Origin of the sequence: Marinobacter vinifirmus, from assembly GCF_002258215.1 — a bacterium.
Classification (GTDB): Bacteria; Pseudomonadota; Gammaproteobacteria; order Pseudomonadales; family Oleiphilaceae; genus Marinobacter; species Marinobacter vinifirmus.
Genome location: NZ_NEFY01000006.1, coordinates 219,816 through 242,219 on the forward strand (window position 1 = coordinate 219,816; position 22,404 = coordinate 242,219).

Sequence of the window (22,404 nt, forward strand, 5' to 3'; positions counted from 1 at the left end):
ACATGTGGGCAAGAATCAAGGATCAGCCGGCGGTCGGCAAACTGATTGCAAAGTATGACCAGCTGCCTTCCCGGGACCGGCAGGCACTGGTCGTGCTAGTGGTGGCTTTGCTGCTGGCCGTGCTGTATTTCGCAGTTTGGGCTCCGGCGTCTGCGTTCAACGAAAAAGCCCAGGCAAGCCGTGAGAATGCCGGCGAATTGTTGGCCTGGATGCAGGCGAATGAAGCCACAATCAAACGGCTGGGCTCCACCGGGGCACCGGCGAGTGGCTCGGCTAACGCAGACAAGCCTGAAAGCGGCCGTGAGCTGATGGCCCTGGTTACCCGGTCTGCCGGTGAAGCAGGGCTGGCGCTTCAGCGCTTTGAGCCCAGTGGCGATAGTGCAATCCGAGTGTGGCTGGAAGGCGTACCGTTTGCCGAAGTCGCTGCCTGGCTCGAGAGAATGAACGGAAATCATGGCGTGATTATTGACCAGGCTTCCATGGATCGTGGTAATGAACCGGGAACGGTGTCCGTACGACTGACTCTTGCGATATGATTGGCTGGTAACTGATAGTATCCGATACAGGTTCATCATGTAGAGCGGGAGATACAGTGTCTGACAGCCACGATTTTGACCTGATAGTGATTGGCGCCGGCTCCGGTGGAGTGCGGCTGGCAAGAATGTCTGCCCAGCGGGGCGCGCGGGTAGCGGTTGTGGAATCCCGCCACCTGGGCGGTACCTGTGTGAATATTGGTTGTGTTCCGAAAAAACTGTTTGTTTACGGGGCGCACGTCAGGGAAGAGCTGGAAGACGCCGCCGGCTATGGCTGGAACATCCCCACAGACGACGTAAGCTTCGACTGGCCCACGCTGGTGGCCAACAAGAATGCCGAAATCGATCGCCTGAACGGCATCTATGGCCGACTGCTGGAAAACGCCGGTGTTGAAATTATCAACGGCACGGCCAGCCTTCAGGGCCCCAACACCGTTGCCGTCGGTGACAAGACCTACAGCGCAAAACACATTACCGTAGCCACCGGTAGCTGGCCGGTAGTGCCGGATATCCCCGGCAAGGAATGCCTGCTCACCTCCAATGACATGTTCTACCTGCCTCAGTTGCCACGTCACGCGGTGATCTGGGGTGGCGGCTACATTGCCGTTGAATTCGCCGGCATTCTGGCGGGCCTGGGTGTGGAAACCACCTTGCTGTACCGGGGTGACCTGTTCCTGCGCGGTTTCGATGGCGACGTTCGCCGCTTTACCGAAACGGAAATGCGCAAGAAAGGCGTGGATCTGCGCTTTGGCGTAACCATCAACTCGGTGGAATCCAGAGACGACCACTACCAGGTCAACCTCAGTAATGGCGACACCCTCGAAACCGGACTGGTTATGGCGGCAACGGGCCGTCGTGCGCTGGTGGACGGGCTGGGTCTGACCGATCTCGGTGTGGAGCTGACGGCGTCGGGCCATGTGAAGGTCGATGACCACTTCCAGACTGCTGTACCGTCCGTGTATGCGCTGGGTGATGTGATCGGAACGCCGCAGCTGACCCCGGTCGCCCTGGCGCAGGCCATGGTGCTGTCACGCCGTTTGTTTGGCGATGGTCAGGGCGACATGGATTACAGCGCTATCCCGACGGCAGTGTTCTGCCAGCCGAATATTGGTACCGTGGGCCTGACTGAAGAAGAGGCGAGGGAAGCCGGCCATCAGGTGAGTGTTTTCCGGTCAGAATTCCGGCCTATGAAATACACCCTGAGTGGCCGTGAAGAGCGCTGCCTGATGAAGCTCGTGGTCGATAAAGAGACTGATAAGGTGCTGGGCGCCCACATGGTCGGCCCGGATGCCGGTGAAATCACCCAGGGCCTGGCGGTGGCCATCAAGGCCGGAGCCACCAAGGCCCAGTTCGATTCCACCATCGGCATTCACCCCACCTCGGCGGAGGAGTTTGTCACCATGCGGGAGCCGGTGGCTTAATCCTCACCGGATAGCTGGAAGGGCAGGTCAAAGCGGAAATAGGCTCCCTGTCCAAGGTCGGTATCGACCTGGACGTGGCCTCCCATCAGCTCTACCAGCCGCTGCACCATGGATAAACCCAGCCCGCTGCTGGCCTGCATGCGGGTTGCGGTTCCTGCCAGCGACTGTTCATAGTGCGGCAACAGGTTGTCGAGCCTCTGGCCCGCACTGTTCGAGCCGGAATCACTGACTGTACAGTTGAGCACCGCTTGCTTGCCATCAGCGGATGACCAGCTGGCCCGGACGCTGATATAGCCGTCTGTGGTGTATTTGAGTGAGTTCCCCAGCAAGCCCGCCAGAACCTGCCGAACCCGGGCAGAATCCCCAAGAACCAGGGCCTTTTCCGGCCAGCTTCCCTGAAAGTGCAGCTCCAGCATCAGCCCTTGTTGCTCGGCCGCAAGGCGGTACGAAGCCGCACAGTTACTGATCAGGTTGCGCAGGTCGAACTCCTGGTGCGCCAGTTCAAAGTGACCGTTTTCCATCTGCGCGAAGTCCAGCATGTCGGAAATAACCGTCATCAAATCCTGGGTAGACTTGCGGGCAGTTTCCAGATAATCCATCTGCTGTTTGCTCAACGGTTCCTCGTGCACCAGGTCAATCATACCCAGCACACCTTTCAGGGGTGTTCGCAGTTCCTGGCTCATGCCGGCCAGGAACTCGGACTTGGCCTGGCTGGCATATTCAGCCTTTTCCCTGGCCGTTTCCGAGAGGGCGAGGGTCTTTTCCCGGGATTCCCGGGCTTGCCCCAGATGCAGGGCCAGTTGGTTCAGCTGCTGCTGGATACTGGCAATTTCGCGGCCTCCGCCGTGAGTTTCGATGGGCTGTTCTTCGTAATCCCCCTGCATCAACAGGTTCACCCGGCCGGATAACTGGTTGATGGCACGGAAAATGGCGCTGAGGAAATGATTCACCAACAGCATGGTGAATAACAGCATGGCAATGCCCACCGACAACGACGACCACAGCACTTCCTGCTGTCTTTCTTCCAGGATCCGGGGGCTGACAGCCACCTCAAGGGTGCCCACACGCAGTGAGCCGGTGCTGAAGTTCCACTGGCCCGCCAGCCAGTCCGCGCCTGAGGAAAGCTCGACCGGTTCCTGCAATATCTCTGCGGAATAGATCATTGGTGAGCCCGCGGTGCGATCACCAGATTCGGTGCTATTGCCCACAAACCCGATTTCTTCGCCAACCACATCCGTTACCTGGAGCCATTCCGCCTTGCTGCGCCTGAGCGACTGCCGCAGAACCTGTTCCAGGGCCCCGCGGTTACCGGAAACCACGGCGTATTCCAGGGCCGGTGCCAGGCTGTCCGCGAACAGCTGGCTGCTTTCAGCCAGGTCACGGCGTGAATCTTCCAGCCGGGCGGAGGTAAAGAACGCCATCAGCACCACAAACATCACGGCAGCGGGCAAGACTCCGATCAATAACCGGCGGGACAGCGACATGCCGGACTTATGCTCCGGGCGACTCATTCTCCAGCCTCCTGCTGTTCCTGGATGAAGCGGTCAACCGCCTGTGCAATCCATTCCCGGTCGGGCAGTGGAATGTTCAGGGAGCGTGCGACCTGCTGGTTGACCTCTACGCGATATTCATCCGGATAGGCAGGTGCCGGCAGCTTTCCGGTTTCAAAGAATGCCAGCAAATACTCCGCGGTCTGTTTTGCCATGGTCGTAAAAGGTGCGTAGCTGGATGCCAGGGCGCCGGCCTTGACGTAGGCCTGGCTGGGGCCGATCAGGATTCGGTTACGGCGGTAGGCGGTCAGCAGGATATGTTTGATGTTCCGGGGGTTGTAGATCTTGTCATCCAGCCCCGCCAGTACAAAGTCACCGTAGGTCAGGGCACGGTTAAGGCTTGGAATCAGCTGGTCGTCACTGCTGACGATAAACATTCGGCCTTCCAGCCCGTAAGCCGGCAACTGTTCGATCAAAGGCTCATACATGTCTGCTGAATCAAGGGTGGCCAGCACGCTGACGCGGGTAGCCTGGGGGAGGATAGCCTTGCCTGTCAGCGCCTGACGCAGTAGCGGGACGTCGTAGAACACCGCGGTCAGCTGCTCCCCGGTCTTGTCCAGATACTTCGATATCGCCCGCTTTTCCACCAGTAAGGCGATAATCGGTGCCGTGATTCCCTTATCCAGGAGCCCCGAAAAGGCTGCGGGCCCTATGGCTATAACCGGTCTGCCCGAAGCTACGGGCAAATGCTTTGCTTCAAGGGGCACCAGGTCCACCCGGCCATCCAGCTCCTTGCTGACCAGGTTGGTCATATGCTGGTCCAGCGCGGCATTGCCTGAGCCTTCAATGTAGGCCACCGGGTGTGTGATTGCGGCCGCCTGAACTTTCGAGGCCATCCATAAAAAACAAAGCAATAGCCAGAAGGCCATGCCAAGTGAATGTCGCAAAGATTTATGCACGGTTATTGTCATACCTTCCTGGCTGGTGTCGACATACATCATGGGTGCGTTCTGTTTCCATCAGAACCGGAGACCGGCTTCGACAAAGAACTGGTTATGGTCTTCGATATTATTGTCCGAACTCAGCTCCGGATCCCGGTTCAGGTAGTGCTGCACGGTGAAAGCCAGCTCGGCGCTGTATCGCGGGCCGAAAAAGCTCTTGCTGACCCGGGTGTCTATACGTTCAAACTGGGTATTGAACTCGTCTGCCCAGTAAAACGCCGAGGCAAACCGGAACCCCAGTGGCAAATCCTGGATGGCGGCAAGGCTGCCTGAATGGCGCACAGACATGCGGGTGAGCAGGGCGGCTGCCTTGTCCTGGGTATCGGTGTCGACATTGCCGTCCGCCCCGATGATCGGAGTGCCCGAGTACCATGTGTCCTGGTCCAGGTAGCCGTAGCTGGCCCGGAGGGTGGTGCCGGGGAAGTCCAGGGACGCCTCTACCTCGAAGCCCTTTTGGTCGACCGCCACGTTATTGTCGATGGTCCATTCTTTGAGTTGCAGTACGCCGCTGATCATATCCCTGAGCTCGTCCTTGAAGCCGCGGACCTCAAGTGAAAACAATGCGGAATCCATCGGGAACTGGCCAAAATAACTTATTTCACGAGAGGTTATGCGCTCTTCCTGCAAGTCTTTGTCAAGAGTTAAAACATCTACGTCTTCCGCAGCTGCATAGGTATCAACCCGAAAGCCCTCGAGGTCTGAATAGATCGCCGGCCGCACATTCGAGAGCGTGTAACCCCAGTCGGGGTTCTGTTCGAATTCATCCGGTGTACGCACGGCTTCGGAATAGACCAGTCGCAGCGCATGGCGGTTGCTCAGCGTGAAGTTGGCGGCAACGCGAGGTGAGAAATAACCTTCGTCGGTGGTGCTGGTGTGTTCCCAGTTGCCGCCGGCGTTCAGGGTCATAAAGGAGATCGGCGTGTATTCCAGGTTACCGAAGTAGCGGGACTGATAGCTGTTGCCACGGCCGTTGAAGTAGGTTTCCGAGCGATAGGTGTCTTTGCGGAAGCCAGCGCCAGAAACAAGCTTCAGGTTGTCGCTGAACAGCAGGGTGTCCTGAAACTCAAATTCCAGGCGGGTGTCTTCGGAGTTGGCGTTTACCGTAGCGAAGGCCATTTCTCCGCCGCTGCTGGTAAAGCACAGTCGTTCACGGTCATCTCCATTGTCGAAGTAGGTATATTGGTAAAGCGGAGTTCCGTCGCGCAGGCACTGGGCCGTATTGTCAGGGAAGGAAACGGCGTAGGCCTGCCGGCGATCAAAATTCTCGACGGCTGCCTGGATGTGGAAAAAGTGCCGGTCTGACGTGGCATAGTTAAACCGGGTTTGCAGGTAGAAATCCCTGACCTCGATATCCGGGTTTTCCAGCGGCTCCAGATCGCCGCTTTTGAAGCGATCCTGGTAATTGGTGCCATCGACCACACCACCGCGAAGCTCCAGGTTTGCCTGGCTGTTCAATTGCAGGCGGGAGTCGTAGGTAAACGAGTTGATGTCGTGGCCGTCGTCAAACGGTTCCTTTTCGCCCTCTTCGATCTGATAGTCGAAGCCGTCAAACTTGCGCTTTTCGTAAGTCAGGCGCCAGTCATAGTCAGACCCCGTATGACCGACAGACCCGAAGGTTCTCAGGTGCCCCCGCGAGCCCCGGGTAACCTTGAACTCGGCGCCACCGGTGTCAGCCGGGTCCCGGGTAATGATATTGATGGTACCGAGAAACGCATTAATGCCGTAGGCGGCCGAGTTTGGACCCCTGGCCACTTCGATACGCTCAATCATCTCCAGCGGCACCGGCATGGTTTTCCAGTCCATATCCGACAGGGTAGCCCGGTGAGCGGTGCGGCCATCCACCAGAACCTGCATGCGGCGCTGCTCGTAGTGAACGGTACCGTGGTAGGTGGTTACCGGTGTGTGGCTGCCAACAAAATTGACCACCATGCCGGGCACCAGGCGGAACACTTCGTACAGGTTAACAATGCCCAGGTTGCGAATCAGGTCGCCATCGATCACGGTGGTGCTGCCGGGCACCCGGGTTTTGGGCTGGCGTAACCGGGTAGTGGTGAGAACTTCCGGGATGTCTTCATTGAACCCGGCATAGAAACCATTGCTGAATTCCTGCTCGCTTTGGGCAAGGGCCTGTGGCGCAACAGCAGCGGTTATGGAAACAGCTAACAAGCCGAGCTTAAATCGGGCTGAAAGTGCCGGTTTTCGGGGCAGGGTTGCTGCCAGGTAATTCGTAATGGGCATGGGTGTCGTTCTATAATTTGCCGAGCAGGCAGATTAGTTGCGTTTATTGCCTAATCGTAGGGTAGATCGGGCGATTTGTCTCGAGAAACATTACAAATCTTCCATGACCGGAGTTGCGAATTTATGAATTGTTGGGACATTCTGGGTATCGAGCCAACCGATAACCGGGAGCGGATACGGCAGGCTTACGAACAACAGATGAAGTTCGCCTCTGACCACGAAGCCGAAGCCCTCAGGCAGGCCTACCAGGAAGCAACGGGCCATGCCCCGTCGGCGGCAAAGGCACCGTCTGAGCCTGAATCACGGCCTGAGCCTCGGGTTGCTGCTGCAGATGCCCCGGAATCGACAGCCCCAATGGATGGTAACGACGCCCAGATCGTCCGTGAGGTGATTATCCAGGTTCGTGCACTGCTGAACGACAACTACCGACAGCAGGATGTAAATATCTGGAAGGCGATACTGTGTGAACCGCCAGCAGATCAGATGCCGTTACGGCGCGAGATTGCCAGCCAGCTGGAGCACCAGGTACGGCCCATGGCAGAGAACGGCAGTTTCCCGGCACCGGTTGCCCGCTTTCTGGGGGACTGGTTTGAATGGTTCAGCGTGCAGGAGGCCAATCCGGAACCGGATGAGAGAAACTATCCGGAATCCGGAATGGCCGATGACCAGGGTTTTGATAACCAGGCCGAACAGCCGCCTCAGATGATGAATTTCTGGCCGGCGGTGATCGGCTGGATTGTCGGGCTGGCAATTCTGGCCGCGTTATTCGGTGGTATGGGCGGCAGCTGAGGCCTGCTCGATCTTTACCCGGTACCTCTGGGCCAGGATGGCCCCTACAATCACCTGAATCTGGTTGTAGCACATAATGGGCAGCACGATCATGCCAAACCCGGGGTGGCCGGAGAACAGCACGTTGGCCATCGGCAGTCCTGACGCCAGGCTCTTCTTGGAGCCACAGAACACCACCGCGGCTTCGTCTTCCAGGCTGAAGCCCAGTTTTCTCACCATCAGCCGTGCAATCAGCATAAACAGCGCCAGCAACCCGAAGCAGAGGACAATCGCCAGTACAATGGCCTGAACCGGCAGGTTCTGCCAGAGCCCGCTGACCACAGAGTGAGAGAAGGCGGAATAGACGATAATCCAGATAACGCACTGATCGTAGCGTGCCATCAGCTTCTCGTTCCTGCCCAGGAACCCGCCCAGCCAGGGCCGCAGGGCGTGGCCCACCGCAAACGGCAAGAGCAACTGAAGGATAATGTCCTTGAGTGCTTCAAGCACCGCAAATTCGCCGGTGCCAGACGTGGAAACCAGCAACAGCAACAGAAACGGTGTCAGCATCATGCCAAACACATTGGAGGCGGCCGCACTGCAGATGGCTGCCGGCACATTGCCCCGGGCCATAGCGGTGTAGGCAATGGAAGAGGACACCGCTGAAGGCAGTACCCCCAGATAGAGGAATCCCAGCCCCAGGTCTTTCGGCATCCAGTCCGGTGCTATGCCGCTAAGTGCGTTGACCGGAAGTACTGCCAGCGGAAAGAACACAAAGGTGAGGGAGGTGATCAGGATGTGCAGCCGCCAGTGGGTGGCGCCGTCAATAATCTGTTGTCGTGACAGTGCCGCACCGTGAAAAAAGAACAGCAGCGCAACCGCAATGGTGCCGGTGGTGGCCAGGGCATCGGCCGCGCTTCCGGTTACCGGCAGGAAAGATGCCAGGACAATGGCGCCCAGCAACAACAATGTGAAGGTATCGATCCGGAACTTCACCGCTTAATCCTCCCCGGTCAGGGCTTTCAGGCTTGGAGTGAGCAGGGCGCGGGACAGCGCTTCGGCCTTGGCTGCATCTTTACGGCGGATAGCCGCCAGCAGCAGTTCATGGTCTTCCTGGGAGGGTTCCGGAAGGTCCGAGTCGGTTTCTGTCTGTTCAATAGTCTGACTGACGGCGTGGGAAAAGTAGTCGTAGAGCTCGATCAGTGCCGAATTGCCTGACGCCCGTACCAGCGCGTGGTGAAAGTGCTCGTCGTGCTGTATGCGCTCGGGAACCCGCTCTCCGGCGGCAGCCCGTGCGTCCAGGGCGCTGGTCATGGCCTTCAGGTCCTGCTCGGTTCTCCGCCCGGCGGCGAGCCTGGCCGCTTCGGTTTCCAGCATGATCCGAACCTCTATCTGCTCCGCCAGTTTGCTGCGGGCAATGCGCCGGAGAGTCTCTCCGGCATCCCGATTGGCCCTTACGTAGGTACCGTCGCCCTGACGGGTTTCCAGCATGCCAACGTGAACAAGCACCCGGACCGCTTCCCGGATGGTATTACGGCTGATGCCCAGAGCCTCCGAAAGCTCTGCCTCTACAGGTAAGCGAGTACCCACTGGCCATTCACCGCTTTCAATATTCTGACGAAGGCTTTCAATGGCCGTTTCCACCAGGGAGCCTTTTCGGATCGGTTTGAGCATTGTGGATCATCCCTCCATATGATGAACCAATCATCCTATGAATTAGTGATAAGTTCAAGCCGTGCAGGGCATCGGCTTGAGTGGGGATCAGACGTTTTCGGAACGGGGTTTCAGGAACTGATAGTCGGCTGTATCGACAAACCGCGTGGCAAAGCGGTAACTGAAGGTAAAGCCTGGCCAGTTCACAGTGTTGCGACCGTGCTCATCCAGATACCAGGAGGTACAGCCGGCCTCCCACACGCTGCCGTCCAGCCCTCTTTGTACCACCTGGCTGTAACGGCTCTGGCGGTCCTCCCGCACATCCATTGCCTGCCCCGGATAACGGGACAGCGCCCTGAGCGCGCTCAGCACGTAGCGGAACTGGGATTCCAGCATGTACAGAATAGAGTTATGGGCCAGGTTAGTATTGGGGCCATACAACATGAACAGGTTCGGAAATCCGCTTACGGTGATGCCTTTGAATGCCTTGCTGCCATTGGCCCAGGCCTCGTTCAGGGACACGCCGTTGCGACCGGTGATGTGGATGGGCGAAAGGAATTCGGTGGCCCGGAAGCCGGTGCCGAAAATGATCACATCCGCAGGCCGGTGTTCACCGGTTTCCGACACCACGCCCGTTTCGTCAAACCGGGTGATGCCACCGGTGATCAGGTTCACGTGGGGCTCGTTTACGGCCCGGTACCAGTCGTTGGAAATCAGGATGCGCTTGCAGCCAATCCGGTATTCCGGAATCAATTCGGCGAGTTTATCCGGGTCAGTTACCCAGCGGCGCGCTTCGTTGCGGGCGCGATTGGCAAAGAACTCGAGTAATCCCGAGAACCGGGTGAACGCCAGGGCGCGCACTTCGTTCTTCAGGTAGATCATCCCGCGATACAGCCGGTCCCACAGAGGCAACTTGGCGAACAGTGTTTGTTCCAGCGGGGTGAAGGTTTTGTCCGGTTTGGGCAGCACCCACGCGGCAGAGCGCTGGTAAAGGTCCAGATGGGCCGCCTTCGCGGTGATTTCCGGCACAAACTGGATGGCACTGGCGCCGGTGCCAATGACTGCAACCCGTTTGCCCTCCAGGTTGATGTCGTGATTCCAGCGGGCGGAATGGAAACTCTCACCGCCGAAATCCTCCAGGCCTGGAATATCCGGCATGGCAGGGCGGTTAAGCTGACCGGTTGCGGTAATCAGTACATCGGACCGGAAAGTGTCGCCGGCGCCGGTGGTTATCTGCCATTGGTTGGTCTGTTCATCAAACTCGGCGGATTCCACCGTCTGATTAAAGCGGATCAGGGGCTCGAGGTTGTGTTTGCGAACGCAGGATTCGATGTAATCCAGAATCTCGGGCTGGGTGCCGAATTTCCGGGTCCAGTCGTGTTTGGGCTCAAACGAGTAGGAATACAGGTGCGATTGCACGTCGCAGGCAGCGCCGGGGTAGGTGTTGTCCCGCCAGGTTCCGCCCACGGCCCCCGCTTTTTCCAGCAGGGTAATGTCGCGGATACCCGCTTTCTGCAGCTGGATGGCCATGCCAATGCCACCAAAACCGGTGCCGATGATAATAACCGAAGGGGATTTGTGCTGCTGTTTCCGGCGTCGTGTCATGGATACTGCTTCCTGGACGTTTGTTTTTATATGACACGACTATAACCGGCTAACGCCGGAACCAAAAGACTGTTTCAATCAGATCCGATGGCCGGGACGCTCACATATTGGCAGCGCTGGCATGGGCCGTGCTGTGCCAGTCGACGGTTTCCGGCTGGGCGCTGTCTCCGGCAAACAGGTGGCCCACCGCTGGGATGGCATACCACAATTCGCCCCGGGTGGGGTTATGGCAGGCAAACTCGCCATGGCTCATGCCCACCTCCCAGATTTCATTGCTTTCCCAGCCTTCCGGAGCCAGCTCGATGCGCACCTCCGAACCAATCAGGCTGATGGCTTCAATCCGCAGCGGCAAGCGGGCGTGGGCCACCGGGGCCTTGGCCAGTTGCACTTCGTGGGGGCGAAGGTACAACTGGGCCTCCTGGTTATTCACCACACCGGGCAGGGCTACCCGTGCGTTGCCCTGCACCAGGCTCTGGCCTTTCACGACACCGGACAGCACGTTTACGTGGCCCAGGAAGTCAAAGACGAACCGGCTTTCGGGGCGGGCATACAGGCCGGTCGGACTGTTGACCTGCTCCACCTGGCCCTGGCTCATTACGACCACCTGGTCAGACAGTTCCAGTGCTTCTTCCTGATCGTGGGTTACAAAGATACTGGTGAAGTGGAATTCATCGTGCAAGGCACGCAGCCAGCGGCGTAGATCCTTACGCACCTTGGCGTCCAGTGCGCCGAACGGTTCGTCCAGCAGCAGGATGCGTGGCTTGGTAGCCAGGGCCCGCGCCAGCGCGACACGCTGCTTCTGGCCACCGGACAACTGGGCCGGATAGCGGTCTGCCAGCTGTGGCAGCTGAATCATTTCCAGCAGTTTCGCTACCCGTTCGTTGATTTCCTGCTTCGAGGGCCTGCTCCTGCGGGGCAGGGATTCCAGGCCGAAGGCGATGTTCTGGGCGACCGTAAGGTGCTTGAACAGGGCGTAGTGCTGGAAAACGAAACCGATGTTTCTGTCCCGAACGTGCAGGTTACTGACATCGTCGCCACCAAACAGCACCCGGCCGGAATCCGACGATTCCAGCCCGGCAATAATCCGCAGCAAGGTGGTCTTGCCGGAACCGGATGGCCCGAGCAGGGCGGTCAGTTTGCCTTCAGGAATATCCAGAGAGACATCGTTCAGGGCCTGGAACTTGCCGAAAGATTTCTTGATGCGGTCGATTGTGATGCTCATATCATGCACCTCCTGTTTTCGGCGCCGGGTGTTCAATTCGGGACTGTCGCCATTCCACAATGGCCTTGGCGATCAGTGTCAGTATGGCGATAGCCGCCAGCAGCGAGGCCGCGGCAAACGCGCCGGCCACGTTGTAATCCTGATAAAGCAGTTCAACATGCAGCGGTAAGGTATTGGTTTGTCCGCGAACATTACCGGACACCACAGACACCGCACCAAACTCGCCCACGGCCCGGGCGTTGGTGAGCACCACGCCGTAAATCAGCGCCCACTTGATGTTGGGCAGGGTGATCTTGCTGAAAATCCGCCAGCCGGAGGCGCCCAGAACCACGCCGGCTTCTTCCTCTTCGCTGCCTTGTTGCTGCATCAGCGGAATCAGCTCCCGGGCCACGAACGGGCAGGTTACAAACACCGTGACCATGACAATGCCGGGCCAGGCAAACATCAGTTGAACATCGTGGCTGCTCAGCCAGCCACCCAGCCAGCCGTTGCGGCCATACAGCAGCAGGTAAAGCAAACCGGCCACCACCGGAGACACGGCAAACGGAATATCAATCAGGGTGATCAGCAGTTTGCGGCCGGGAAAGCGGAACCGGGTAACGGCCCAGGCCAGTGCCGTACCGAAAACAAGGTTCAGTGGCACCGTCAGCAGGGCTACCAGCAGCGTCAGCCCGATGGCGTGCAGGCTGTATTCGTCCAGAATGTTATCGCTGAAGGTGCTCCAGCCGGCACTCAGCGCTTCGGTAAAGATCACCACCACCGGAATGACCAGCAGGATCACGGTCAGGCTCACCGCCAGGCCGATCAGGCTGCGGCGAACCCAGGGCTGGTCACCGACTCTGTGCTGTTCCGCCGACATCTATCGACCCTCCAGCCGGCGCAGATACCGGCCTTGCCACAGATTGATGGCAAACAGCAGCACCAGGGAGACCAGCAAGACCATAGAGGCGATGGCACTGGCGGCGGCGTAGTCGTATTCCTGCAGGCGCACGAAGATCATCAGGCTGGTCACTTCGCTGACATAGGGGGTGTTGCCGGCAATAAAGATAATGGCGCCGAACTCACCAAGGCTGCGGGTGAAGGACAAGGCAATGCCGGTCACCAGGGCTGGCCACAGGGACGGGAAAATCACTTTCCGGAAAACCCGGGAATCCGAGGCACCAAGGCTGACAGCGGCCTCTTCATCGGCCGGAGACAATTCTTCAAGTACCGGTTGAACGGTACGCACCACAAACGGAATGCTGGTGAAGGCCATGGCAACCACGATACCCAGCGGGGTAAAGGCAACCTCAATACCGGCTTTTGCCAGCACCTGGCCATACCAGCCGTTCTGGGCGAACAGGGTAGCCAAGGTGATGCCGGCAACCGCCGTGGGCAGGGCGAAGGGCAGGTCGACAACCGCATCGATCAGCCGCTTGCCGGGGAATTCATAGCGCACCAGCACCCAGGCCAGGAGCAACCCGAACAGGCCGTTGAACAACGAGGCTGCCAGCGCAGTCCAGAGAGTCACCTTGTAGGATTCGATCACCCGGGGATCGGTGATGGTGAATACAAACTGATCCCAGGTCATGCCGGAGGTTTCCACGACCAGCCCGGTCAGGGGCAGCAGCAACACGAGGCTGACAAAGAACAGGGAAATACCGAGGCTCAGACCAAACCCCGGTAACACCCGTTTGCTTCGACCGGCAAAGCGCCGCACGGGGGCGGCGCCTGCTTGAGCGGATACCGACATGCTCGCCTCTTACCGCCGACGCTGCAGCTGGTCGAGTTTGCCGCCACTGATGAAGTGAACCTTCATGGCGTTTTCCCAGCCACCGGCGATTTCATCGATGGACTTGAGCTTGAGCTCCTTGAAGCGGTCGGCGTTCTCGGCTTTCACAACCTCATTGTGAACCCGGTAGTTAAAGCCGGCCAGCAGGCGCTGGGATTCTTCAGAATACAGATGGGTCAGGTATTCCTTCGCCAGTTCTTCGGTGCCGTTCTGCCTTACGTAGTCATCAATCCAGGTGACCGGGAACTCGGCCAGGAAGCTCACGTTGGGGGTGACCACTTCGTACTCATCGCCCAGACGGTCGGCCAGGTTGAGTACTTCGGATTCAAAGGTCAGCAGCGCATCGCCAATGCCACGCTCAACGAAGGTGGTGGTGGCTCCACGGCCGCCGCTGTCGAATACCCGTACCTGGCCCAGGAAATCCGCCAGGAACTGGTCAACCTTGTCCTGATCGTCGCCGAATGTGTCCTGGGCATAACCCAGCGCGGCCAGGTATGTGTAACGGCCGTTACCGGAGGTTTTCGGGTTCGGCATTACCAGGGCCACGTCTTCGCGAACCAGGTCATCCCAGTTCTGGATGTTCTTCGGATTGTCCTTGCGAACCAGGAACGCCATGGTGGAATAGTAGGGGGAGCTGTTGTTGGGCAGGCGCTCGGCCCAGTTTTCGGGGATCAGGTTGCCGCGTTCGTGCAGGATGTCGATGTCTGTTACCTGATTGAAGGTAGCTACATCGGCTTTCAGGCCCTGAATGATGGCCTGGGCCTGCTTGGACGAACCGGCGTGGGACTGGTTAACTTCAAGGGTTTCACCGGTCTTTTCCTGCCAGTGCTTCTTGAATTCCACGTTGTAGGCGGCGAACAGCTCGCGGGCAATATCGTAAGAGGTATTGAGTAGCTCCCGGTCAGCGGCAAGGGCTGGTTGGGCGGAGAGCAGGGCAGCGCCCAGTGCAAATCCTTTTAGCAGGTGTTTCATGGAAAGCTCCTCAGATTGGAATCAGTGAATCTGAGGAGCAATCTAGCAAAGGTTGCTAAGAACTAAAAATACTAAAAATAAATAATCAAAGCACTTTAGAGAATATGGATCAGTACCTTAACAGGGCGGAGCCCCAGGTAAAGCCCCCGCCAAATGCTTCCAGCAACACCACCTGGCCACGTTGAATGCGGCCATCCCGAACGGCTTCGTCCAGCGCCAGGGGCACAGAGGCGGCGGAGGTGTTGCCATGGCGGTTAACGGTGACCACAACCTGGTCCATCGACATACCGAGCTTGCGGGCGGTGGCGGAAATAATCCGCAGGTTGGCCTGGTGCGGCACCAGCCAGTCAATGTCGGATTTCTCCATCTGGTTGGCTTCCAGGGTTTCATCGACGATCCGGCCCAGGGTGTTTACCGCCACCTTGAACACTTCGTTACCCTTCATCTCCACAAACGCCTTGCCGGCCTTGACCGCGTCGAAGTCGTTGGCGACACCGCAGGGCACGTGTAGCAACTCTTCATAGCGGCCATCGGCGTGCAGGTGTGTAGACAGAATGCCGGTTTCTTCACTGGCCTCCAGAATAACCGCGCCGGCGCCATCGCCGAACAGTACGCAGGTGCCCCGATCGTCCCAGTTGAGAATGCGGGAGAATACCTCGGCTCCGATCACCAGCGCCTTCTTGCTGGAGCCGGTGCGGATGAACTTTTCTGCAGTGGCCAGGGCGTACACAAAGCCGCTGCACACGGCCTGGATATCGAACGCGGGGCAGCCCTCGATACCAAGGCGGGCCTGCAGAATACAGGCACAGCTGGGGAAGACTTTATCGGGCGTGGTGGTGGCAAACACAATCAGGTCGATGTCTTTGGCATCGATGCCCGCGGCTTCAATGGCCCTCAGGGCAGCCTGTTCGGCAAGGTCTACGGTGGTCTGGCCGGGCAGGGCGATGTGGCGTTGTTCGATGCCGGTGCGTTCACGGATCCACTGGTCAGAGGTATCTACCCGCTGTTCCAGGTCCTTGTTGGTCACAATGTTGTCCGGCAGATAGGAGCCGGTTCCGGCAATGCGTGCAAAGGTCATTCGGCTTGTCCAGGGTCAGAGTCGATAACAATAGACCCATGCTAACCCTTTGCAACCGGATTGGTTATTAGCGGATTGTCAAAGACCGCCCGGGCAGAATATTTCCCGCCCGGGCGCTTTCGGCGGGCTGATCAGCCCTGTTTGAGCGTCTTCATATCAATCACGAAACGGTACTTCACGTCGCCTTTTTTCATGCGCTCGTAGGCGTCATTGATGTTGCGGATGTCCAGCATCTCGATGTCGCAGGTGATGTCGTGCTCGGCGCAGAAATCCAGCACTTCCTGGGTTTCCGGCATGCCACCGATCAGGGAACCGGCAATCACCCGGCGCTTGGTAACCAGCAGCCCGGCTTGCAGCGCTGGCTCAACCGGCGTCAGCAGGCCCACAAGAATATGGGTGCCATCGTGCTTCAGGCATTTCAGGTAGGGGTTCAGGTCGTGGGCCACCGGAATGGTGTCGAGCAGGAAGTCGAAGGAGTTGGCCGCTGCCTTCATCTGCGCCTCATCGGTAGAGATGATCACATGGTCTGCGCCCTGCTTCTTCGCTTCCGCAACCTTGGCCTCGGAGCGGGTGAAGATAGTCACTTCCGCGCCCAGCGCCTTGGCGAATTTCACACCCATGTGGCCAAGGCCGCCCATGCCCAGAACGCCGACCTTGTGGCCCTTGCCGACGTTGAAGTACTTCAGGGGCGAGTAGGTGGTGATGCCCGCACACAGAATCGGTGCGGCGGCGGCCGGGTCCAGTTTCTCTGGCACGCGAACCACAAAGCGTTCGCTGACCACGATTCGTTCCGAGTAGCCGCCGTGGGTAACGGTGCCATTGTGCCGGTCCAGGCTGCCATAGGTCATGGTAGAGCCTTCATCGCAATATTGCTCCAGCCCGGATTCGCAGGCGGAACAGGTACGGCAGCTGTCTACCATGCAGCCCACGCCCACTAGGTCACCCTCTTTATAGGCTTTTACATCCGGCCCCACGGCGGTTACCCGGCCCACAATCTCGTGCCCGGGAATAACCGGGTACTTCGAGCCGCCCCAATCGTTCTCGACGGTGTGGAGATCGCTGTGGCAGACACCGCAGTAGTCGATTTCGATGGCTACGTCGTCGGCACGCAGCTCCCGGCGGTCAATGGCGTAGGGGGCCAGGCCGGAATCCGGCGCAGTGGCGGCGTATGCTTTGGTATTTGCCATTCGATTACTCCTTTTCGGTTTTAATACAGGGGTCACGGTACCGGTACGATATGACCGTTATCGTATGTTACCCGACATTCGTCGATTGTAACCTACGTATTCCAGACCATCAGGGATGACCAGATGACACAGATGAAATCTCTCAGGGCGTTCGGCGTTGCCGGGTCCTTGGCCTTGGCCGGGCTGGTAGCCGGCTGTATGCCCGGCACCATCGCCACCGGCGTGGGTACCGGCTTTGTGTATGAACAGAAGCAGGACCACAAACACCGCCATGAAGTAGAGCGGGCCATCGATCAATATGTGCAGGACCATGCCAACTCACCCTGCCGGCACGGCGAAGACCGGGTGATGGAATCCGCCACAGAGATCCTCAGGGAATACCGGCTGACCGGTGTGAATGAAGTGCTCAGCCGCCTTGAACGGATTTACAAAGACGATAGCCAGCCGGACCAGGTCAGGGCCGGGGCGCTGTACAACATGGCTGTACTGGAATCCCGCCGCAAAGAGCCGAACAAGGTGCGGGCAAGGGAGTATTTCAAACGCCTTTATGTAGAGTTCCCGAACGAATACCGCTGCATCTTTGCAGAGTCTGACTGGCGGGATTCGATGATAGAACAGCAATTGCTTCTGCCCGGAGAAACCGTGGAGTCCTTTTTGCGTGATGCCCGTGAGGATGTAGAGCACATGCAGCAGTAGGAGTACACTGGCCAAAAGGCTTTGATGAACAAACTCCTACAACCGACTCGGGCGGGCACAGGCTATGAAGGTAATTGTTATCGGCGCAGGCATTATGGGTGTCACCCTTGCCACACTGGCAAAGGAACTGGCACCCGAGCTGGATATCACCATACTGGAACGGCTGGATGGCCCGGGGGCAGGGAACTCCTGGGTGTTCAACAACGCTGGTACCGGCCACGAAGCCAACTGCGAGCTCAACTACACCCCGGTGGATGGCGAGGTTATTTCTGTTGAGAAAGCCCTGAAAATCCACGCCCAGTTCAACGTGGCCAAGCAATTCTGGGCCTACCTGGTCGAAAAGGGTGCCATTAAAGACCCCTCTACGTTCATCAACCAGACCAAGCACTGCACCCTGGTCTCGGAATCCTTCATTGAAGAGCTGGCGCTTCGGCACAAGGAAATGTCTGGCCATCATTTCTTCGAAAGTATGCGGTATTCCGATGATTTTGATGAGATAAAAAGCTGGATCCCTTTCACCATGGAAGGCCGGCCGCGCCATGAAAAGATGGCTGCCACGGTGATTGAAACCGGCACGGATGTGAACTTCGGCTCTCTGACAGAACAAATGGCTGCGTACGCTGACCGGGATTTGGGCGTGGCCATTGATTACGGTGTACACGTAAAGCGGGCACACCGCAGCCCCGCCGGCAGCTGGGTGCTGGAAACCGAGCGCAACGGTACGTCCACCCAATATAAAGCTGACGTACTGTTTGTTGGCGCCGGCGGTGGCGCCTTCCCGCTCCTGAAACGGAGCCATCTTCCGTTTGCCAGGCGCTTTGCCGGCTTCCCGGTGGGTGGCCGTTTCCTGCAGGCGCCGGTTACGCCGGAGCAGGCGGACCAATACCGCGCCAAAACCTATGGCCGGGCAGAAGTGGGCGCACCCCCGATGTCTGTTCCGCACCTGGATCTGCGGGTGGCCAATGGCCAGCATTACCTGTTATTCGGGCCGTTTGCCTCCTTTAAACCGGTTCTTGAGAAAGGCCGGGGCTTTATTGACTATCTCCGCTCCATGCGCCTGCACGACATTCCGGGCCTGTTGAACGTGGCCATGGAGAACTTCCCACTGGTGAAATACCTGGTCTCCGAGACCTTCAAAGGCGAGCAGAGCATGCTGGATTCGCTGGAGAAGTTCGCCCCCGGGCTTGGTGACAAGTTCAACTGGCAAGCCGTGGAAGCCGGGCAGCGGGTACAGATCATTAAAGATGGCGACCTGCAGATGGGCACGGAGATAATCGTCTCCAGCGACAAGACCTATGGCACCTTGCTGGGTGCATCGCCCGGAGCCTCGGTTTCGCCGGAAGTGATGTTGCGCGCACTGGAACAGCTGATGCCCGCGCGGTTAAACACAGAGGAAGCCAGGAGCAAGCTAAAAGCAATCTTTCCGGAAGATAACCTGGAAATCCTCGCCAACGATGCCGAGCGCTACCGCGAAATTCGTGACGGGGTAAACCATTCGCTAGGCATCGTTTAACGGATCCAGCATTTATACCCGCCGGCGACGGCCTTCCGTTCGCCGGCGGGCCTGTTCCGAATTTACGTAGACAGATTCAGTGAAGGTGGCGTTGGCATGGCCGAGCTCTTCACTGATGTGGCGGATATCCGCGCCGGCCTCGATGGCCTGGCTGGCACCGGTGTGCCGCAGGTAATGAGTTTCGGAGCGAATGGCCAGCATTTGCCTGGCTTCGTCCATGAACCCTTCACGTTCCATACGGTCCGCGGTGGCGACCATGGCTTGCTCGTAGATCCGTTGCACCTGGCGCTTGCCGATGGCATCGCCCTTGGCTGACGGCAGAATGGGCGTGGATTCTCCCGGCACCGGCAACGGAGAGGGAAGCCCCAGATGGCCTCGCCAGCGCTTCAGGTAATCCAGGTAGGCGTCTGGCAGGGTAACTTGCCGGGTTTTGTCGCCTTTACCGAACACCGAATACACCCAGTAGGGTTCGCCATCGACAATGGTTCGGCGGAAATCACCAAAGCAGGGGGTACGCACCTGGTTCCGGTCCACTGGTCGCGGTGCCAGTTCGCTGGCCCGCAGAAACAGGCTTTTCATGGTCACGATCACAAACAGGTTACGCTCGAATTTCGGGTTGCTGTCCGCCAGTTCGGTGAGGGTTTCCAGCAGGAACGACCATTGCCAGTCTGTCAGACGCCGCACTTCGGCGTCCCGGTCCTGGTTGAGGCTGGGTTTGGCGTTCCGGTCGCGCTTGCGGACATCAATCATCGGATTTTTGGGCAGATAATCGTGGGCCACCAGGTATTTGAAGAAGGTCTGCAGTGCCGTGCGGCTGGCGTTCAGGCTGGCCTGGGTAACAGAGTAGGGCGCCTGTACGGCTTTGGATCGAAGCGCCATGGGTCGCCAGTCCGGATTGGAACGACGCAGATCTGCCTGAGAGACGAATGCCGGATAGATCCCACGGGATATCCAGGGGGCCGGAGGGGTTTTCAAAAAGGCAAAGTAGCCTGTGATCAGGTCGCTGTCTGCCTGGGCAAGGTGACGGCGGGCAATCAGCCAGGTGTAGTTGAGAAAACGCTGGATTTCGCTTCGAAAACGGTTGTATGTGCCGGAAACATCGCTGTATTTTTCGAGGAAACGGCGGGCGGTGTAGAAGTCCTGACGGGCTTTGTCCGGGTTGATGGGCACCGCATCCAGCGCTGCACGCAGATCCGGATACAGCGCAAGCTCGGCCTGTTCGTGGATGAGATCAGCGGTGTCAAACAGCGGAAAACCGGGAAATCCGGGCCTGGCGTTCATCTGGGCAGCCTTGTTTGCGAAGTGTGTTGTACGGTCGGGAAGCCTGAAATGTCCAATACTCCTAAATATTGGACATTATAAGGAGTGTATATAATTCAGTGATTTATCGCCAACTCTTCATGCATAACTCTCAAGCGTTTCGGCGCCTCAGCAATCTCTCTCTGCTTCAGTTGATGCGACGAAAATGGAGTTTCAGCGTAACCGTCCGGTAAACCCATCTTGAGCCAGGCGCTGCGGCCGTCAGGATAGTGTCCACTTATTTTTAAGTGGACACTTAACATGACCAACATAAGCGTAACCAAGCCCTACCAAAAACGTCGTCGTTACTCCAAAGAGCTGAAGGCTCGTATCGTCGCCGAATGTCTGAAGCCCGGGGCGTCTGTTTCCCGGATTTCGCTGGATAACGGTCTCAACGCCAACATGGTCCGGCGCTGGATGAGCGAAGCGCGAAGGGCGGCTAAAACTCCGGAAGCACCTGGATTCGTTCCGGTCCGTCTGCCAGCCGTAGCGCCTGTGCCGGACACCCTGTCAGTCTCGAATCAATGTAGCACCATCCGCATCAAGATTCCCCGCGCCGGTGGTGCGGTTGTGGTGGAGTGGCCTGCGGAGCAAGCCCATCAGTGTGCGGCTTTGCTTCGGGATCTGTTGGGATGATCCGCATTGATGAGATCTGGCTGGCCACCGAACCGCTGGATATGCGGGCCGGACCCGACAAGGCCCTGGCGCGGGTTATTCAGGTATTCGGTTCGGCTAAACCCCATTGCGCCTACCTGTTCGCCAACAAGCGAGGCAATCGGATGAAGGTGCTGATCCATGATGGCCTGGGCATCTGGTTGTGCGCCCGCCGGCTGAACCGGGGTAAATTCCACTGGGGCGAAACCTGGCGCGGTGACCAACTGCGCCTGACCGAGGAACAGTTGTCTGCCTTGGTTCAGGGCCTGCCCTGGCAGCGCATTGGCGCGGAGGGCGTCATCTGCATCCTGTAATCACAAGTGCTGTGATGCCGCTATAGCCAGAACCGCGAATCGCCTGCCGAACAGGGACTTGGCATACTAGGCGGCATGACTCAGCGCCCCGATATCAACCAACTCTCAGCCGATCAGCTCCGCGCTCTGGCGACGGAACTGATGGACTCTCTGGACGCCAAGGATCAAGCCTTGGGCCGGAAGGAGCGGGAGTTGGTGCGCCGCAATGCCATCATCGAGAAGCTGACCCACGAAGTCGCCGTCCTCAAACGTCACAAGTTCGCCCGCCGCAGTGAGCAACTCGATGCCGTTCAGGGCAAGCTCCTGGACGAGCTGATCGACAGCGACCTGGCCGCCATCGAAGCCGAGCTGGACCAGGCGATGACTGAGGAGCAGAAGGCCGCTCGACCCAAGCAGAAGCCCAAGCGCACCCCGCTGCCACCGGAGCTGCCCCGTACCCTGATCCACCACGAACCGGACAATACCCGGTGCCAGTGTGGCTGCCAGCTCAAGCGTATTGGCGAAGACATCAGCGAGAAGCTGGATTACGTCCCGGGCGAGTTCACGGTGGAGCGCCACATCCGGGGCAAGTGGGCCTGCAACCAGTGCGAGACCTTGGTCCAGGCACCGGTACCACCGCAGGTGATCGACAAGGGCATCCCCACCGCCGGCCTGCTGGCTCAGGTGTTGGTGGCCAAGTACGCGGACCACCTGCCACTGTACCGTCAGGAACGCATCTTCGGCCGTGCCGGCCTGGAAATACCCCGTTCAACACTCGCCGAATGGGTCGGTGCCTGCGGTGTGCAGTTGCAGCCCCTGGCAGATGCGTTGAGAAACGCCTTGCTGGAACACAACGTTCTGCACGCCGATGAAACGCCGGTCAGCATGTTGGCTCCGGGTAAGAAGAAAACCCACAAGGCCTACGTCTGGGCTTACTGCACCACACCGTTCTCGGACCTGAAAGCCACCGTTTACGACTTCGCCCCAAGCCGGGCGGGTGAACACGCCCG

Annotated in this window: 21 protein-coding genes; 8 read left to right on the forward strand and 13 right to left on the reverse strand. The window is 58.5% G+C overall.

Going from position 1 to position 22,404, the window contains the following annotated elements:
- The first annotated feature begins 2 nt into the window (after nucleotides 1-2).
- On the forward strand, nucleotides 3-536 hold the full coding sequence (gspM, locus tag B9Q17_RS10080; protein ID WP_094625117.1) for a type II secretion system protein M: 534 nt from the start codon (nucleotides 3-5) through the stop codon (nucleotides 534-536).
- A 56-nt stretch (nucleotides 537-592) separates the two neighbouring features.
- Entirely contained in the window at nucleotides 593-1,954 is a 1,362-nt protein-coding gene (gorA, locus tag B9Q17_RS10085) for a glutathione-disulfide reductase (RefSeq protein WP_094625118.1), read from the forward strand.
- Here gorA and B9Q17_RS10090 read toward each other — a convergent pair.
- The 3 genes from B9Q17_RS10090 to B9Q17_RS10100 are packed head-to-tail and all read right to left on the reverse strand — an operon-like array spanning nucleotide 1,951 to nucleotide 6,683.
- Nucleotides 1,951-3,465, reverse strand: a complete 1,515-nt coding sequence (locus B9Q17_RS10090; RefSeq protein WP_094625119.1) for a sensor histidine kinase — start codon at nucleotides 3,463-3,465, stop codon at nucleotides 1,951-1,953. The two genes, gorA and B9Q17_RS10090, sit on opposite strands and share 4 nt — an antisense overlap.
- Nucleotides 3,462-4,445, reverse strand: a complete 984-nt coding sequence (locus B9Q17_RS10095; protein ID WP_244177362.1) for an ABC transporter substrate-binding protein — start codon at nucleotides 4,443-4,445, stop codon at nucleotides 3,462-3,464. The genes B9Q17_RS10090 and B9Q17_RS10095 overlap by 4 nt, the downstream gene beginning before the upstream one ends.
- An 18-nt stretch (nucleotides 4,446-4,463) precedes the next feature.
- Nucleotides 4,464-6,683 (reverse strand): TonB-dependent receptor plug domain-containing protein, encoded by a 2,220-nt coding sequence (locus tag B9Q17_RS10100; protein WP_094625120.1) that lies wholly within the window; start codon nucleotides 6,681-6,683, stop codon nucleotides 4,464-4,466.
- Between the two features lie 123 nt (nucleotides 6,684-6,806).
- Here B9Q17_RS10100 and B9Q17_RS10105 point away from each other — a divergent pair, with 123 nt between their 5' ends.
- Nucleotides 6,807-7,472, forward strand: coding sequence for a J domain-containing protein (locus B9Q17_RS10105; RefSeq protein WP_094625121.1), 666 nt, complete (start codon nucleotides 6,807-6,809; stop codon nucleotides 7,470-7,472).
- On the opposite strand, the gene B9Q17_RS10110 is transcribed toward B9Q17_RS10105, so the two are convergent.
- From B9Q17_RS10110 to B9Q17_RS10150, 9 genes are all read right to left on the reverse strand, one after another.
- Complete coding sequence (locus B9Q17_RS10110) at nucleotides 7,446-8,447, reverse strand: bile acid:sodium symporter family protein (protein ID WP_094625122.1); 1,002 nt, start codon at nucleotides 8,445-8,447, stop codon at nucleotides 7,446-7,448. The two genes, B9Q17_RS10105 and B9Q17_RS10110, sit on opposite strands and share 27 nt — an antisense overlap.
- A 3-nt stretch (nucleotides 8,448-8,450) precedes the next feature.
- Complete coding sequence (locus B9Q17_RS10115; protein ID WP_094625123.1) at nucleotides 8,451-9,125, reverse strand: FadR/GntR family transcriptional regulator; 675 nt, start codon at nucleotides 9,123-9,125, stop codon at nucleotides 8,451-8,453.
- A gap of 87 nt (nucleotides 9,126-9,212) precedes the next feature.
- Nucleotides 9,213-10,709, reverse strand: a complete 1,497-nt coding sequence (locus B9Q17_RS10120) for a flavin-containing monooxygenase (RefSeq protein ID WP_094625124.1) — start codon at nucleotides 10,707-10,709, stop codon at nucleotides 9,213-9,215.
- A gap of 100 nt (nucleotides 10,710-10,809) precedes the next feature.
- Entirely contained in the window at nucleotides 10,810-11,931 is a 1,122-nt protein-coding gene (locus tag B9Q17_RS10125) for a sulfate/molybdate ABC transporter ATP-binding protein (RefSeq protein WP_094625125.1), read from the reverse strand.
- 1 nt (nucleotide 11,932) lies between these two features.
- A complete protein-coding gene (gene cysW, locus B9Q17_RS10130; protein ID WP_094625126.1) occupies nucleotides 11,933-12,790 on the reverse strand; it encodes a sulfate ABC transporter permease subunit CysW in 858 nt (285 codons plus the stop codon).
- On the reverse strand, nucleotides 12,791-13,663 hold the full coding sequence (gene cysT / locus B9Q17_RS10135; protein WP_094625127.1) for a sulfate ABC transporter permease subunit CysT: 873 nt from the start codon (nucleotides 13,661-13,663) through the stop codon (nucleotides 12,791-12,793).
- Between the two features lie 9 nt (nucleotides 13,664-13,672).
- Complete coding sequence (gene cysP / locus B9Q17_RS10140; RefSeq protein WP_094625128.1) at nucleotides 13,673-14,674, reverse strand: thiosulfate ABC transporter substrate-binding protein CysP; 1,002 nt, start codon at nucleotides 14,672-14,674, stop codon at nucleotides 13,673-13,675.
- Between the two features lie 109 nt (nucleotides 14,675-14,783).
- Nucleotides 14,784-15,752 carry a beta-ketoacyl-ACP synthase III gene (locus tag B9Q17_RS10145; protein WP_094625129.1) on the reverse strand — a complete coding sequence of 323 codons (969 nt, stop codon included), beginning with the start codon at nucleotides 15,750-15,752 and terminating at the stop codon, nucleotides 14,784-14,786.
- 131 nt (nucleotides 15,753-15,883) lie between these two features.
- On the reverse strand, nucleotides 15,884-16,939 hold the full coding sequence (locus B9Q17_RS10150) for an NAD(P)-dependent alcohol dehydrogenase (protein WP_094625130.1): 1,056 nt from the start codon (nucleotides 16,937-16,939) through the stop codon (nucleotides 15,884-15,886).
- Nucleotides 16,940-17,062: 123 nt separating this feature from the next.
- Here B9Q17_RS10150 and B9Q17_RS10155 point away from each other — a divergent pair, with 123 nt between their 5' ends.
- A complete protein-coding gene (locus tag B9Q17_RS10155) occupies nucleotides 17,063-17,635 on the forward strand; it encodes a hypothetical protein (RefSeq protein WP_094625131.1) in 573 nt (190 codons plus the stop codon).
- A gap of 64 nt (nucleotides 17,636-17,699) precedes the next feature.
- Complete coding sequence (locus B9Q17_RS10160) at nucleotides 17,700-19,148, forward strand: malate:quinone oxidoreductase (RefSeq protein WP_094625132.1); 1,449 nt, start codon at nucleotides 17,700-17,702, stop codon at nucleotides 19,146-19,148.
- 12 nt (nucleotides 19,149-19,160) lie between these two features.
- Here B9Q17_RS10160 and B9Q17_RS10165 read toward each other — a convergent pair whose 3' ends face one another.
- The gene (locus B9Q17_RS10165; protein ID WP_094625133.1) at nucleotides 19,161-20,429 is read right to left on the reverse strand and encodes a tyrosine-type recombinase/integrase; all 1,269 of its coding nucleotides are present in this window, start codon (nucleotides 20,427-20,429) and stop codon (nucleotides 19,161-19,163) included.
- A 279-nt stretch (nucleotides 20,430-20,708) separates the two neighbouring features.
- Between B9Q17_RS10165 and tnpA the strand changes: the two genes are divergently transcribed.
- The 3 genes from tnpA to tnpC all read left to right on the forward strand — a co-directional run.
- On the forward strand, nucleotides 20,709-21,083 hold the full coding sequence (gene tnpA, locus B9Q17_RS10170; RefSeq protein WP_094624791.1) for an IS66-like element accessory protein TnpA: 375 nt from the start codon (nucleotides 20,709-20,711) through the stop codon (nucleotides 21,081-21,083).
- Nucleotides 21,080-21,415: an IS66 family insertion sequence element accessory protein TnpB gene (tnpB, locus tag B9Q17_RS10175; protein ID WP_022990718.1), complete on the forward strand. Its 336-nt coding sequence runs from the start codon at nucleotides 21,080-21,082 to the stop codon at nucleotides 21,413-21,415. The genes tnpA and tnpB overlap by 4 nt, the downstream gene beginning before the upstream one ends.
- Nucleotides 21,416-21,490: 75 nt before the next feature.
- Nucleotides 21,491-22,404: IS66 family transposase (gene tnpC, locus B9Q17_RS10180; RefSeq protein WP_154707622.1), on the forward strand; the 914-nt coding region annotated here is incomplete at its 3' end.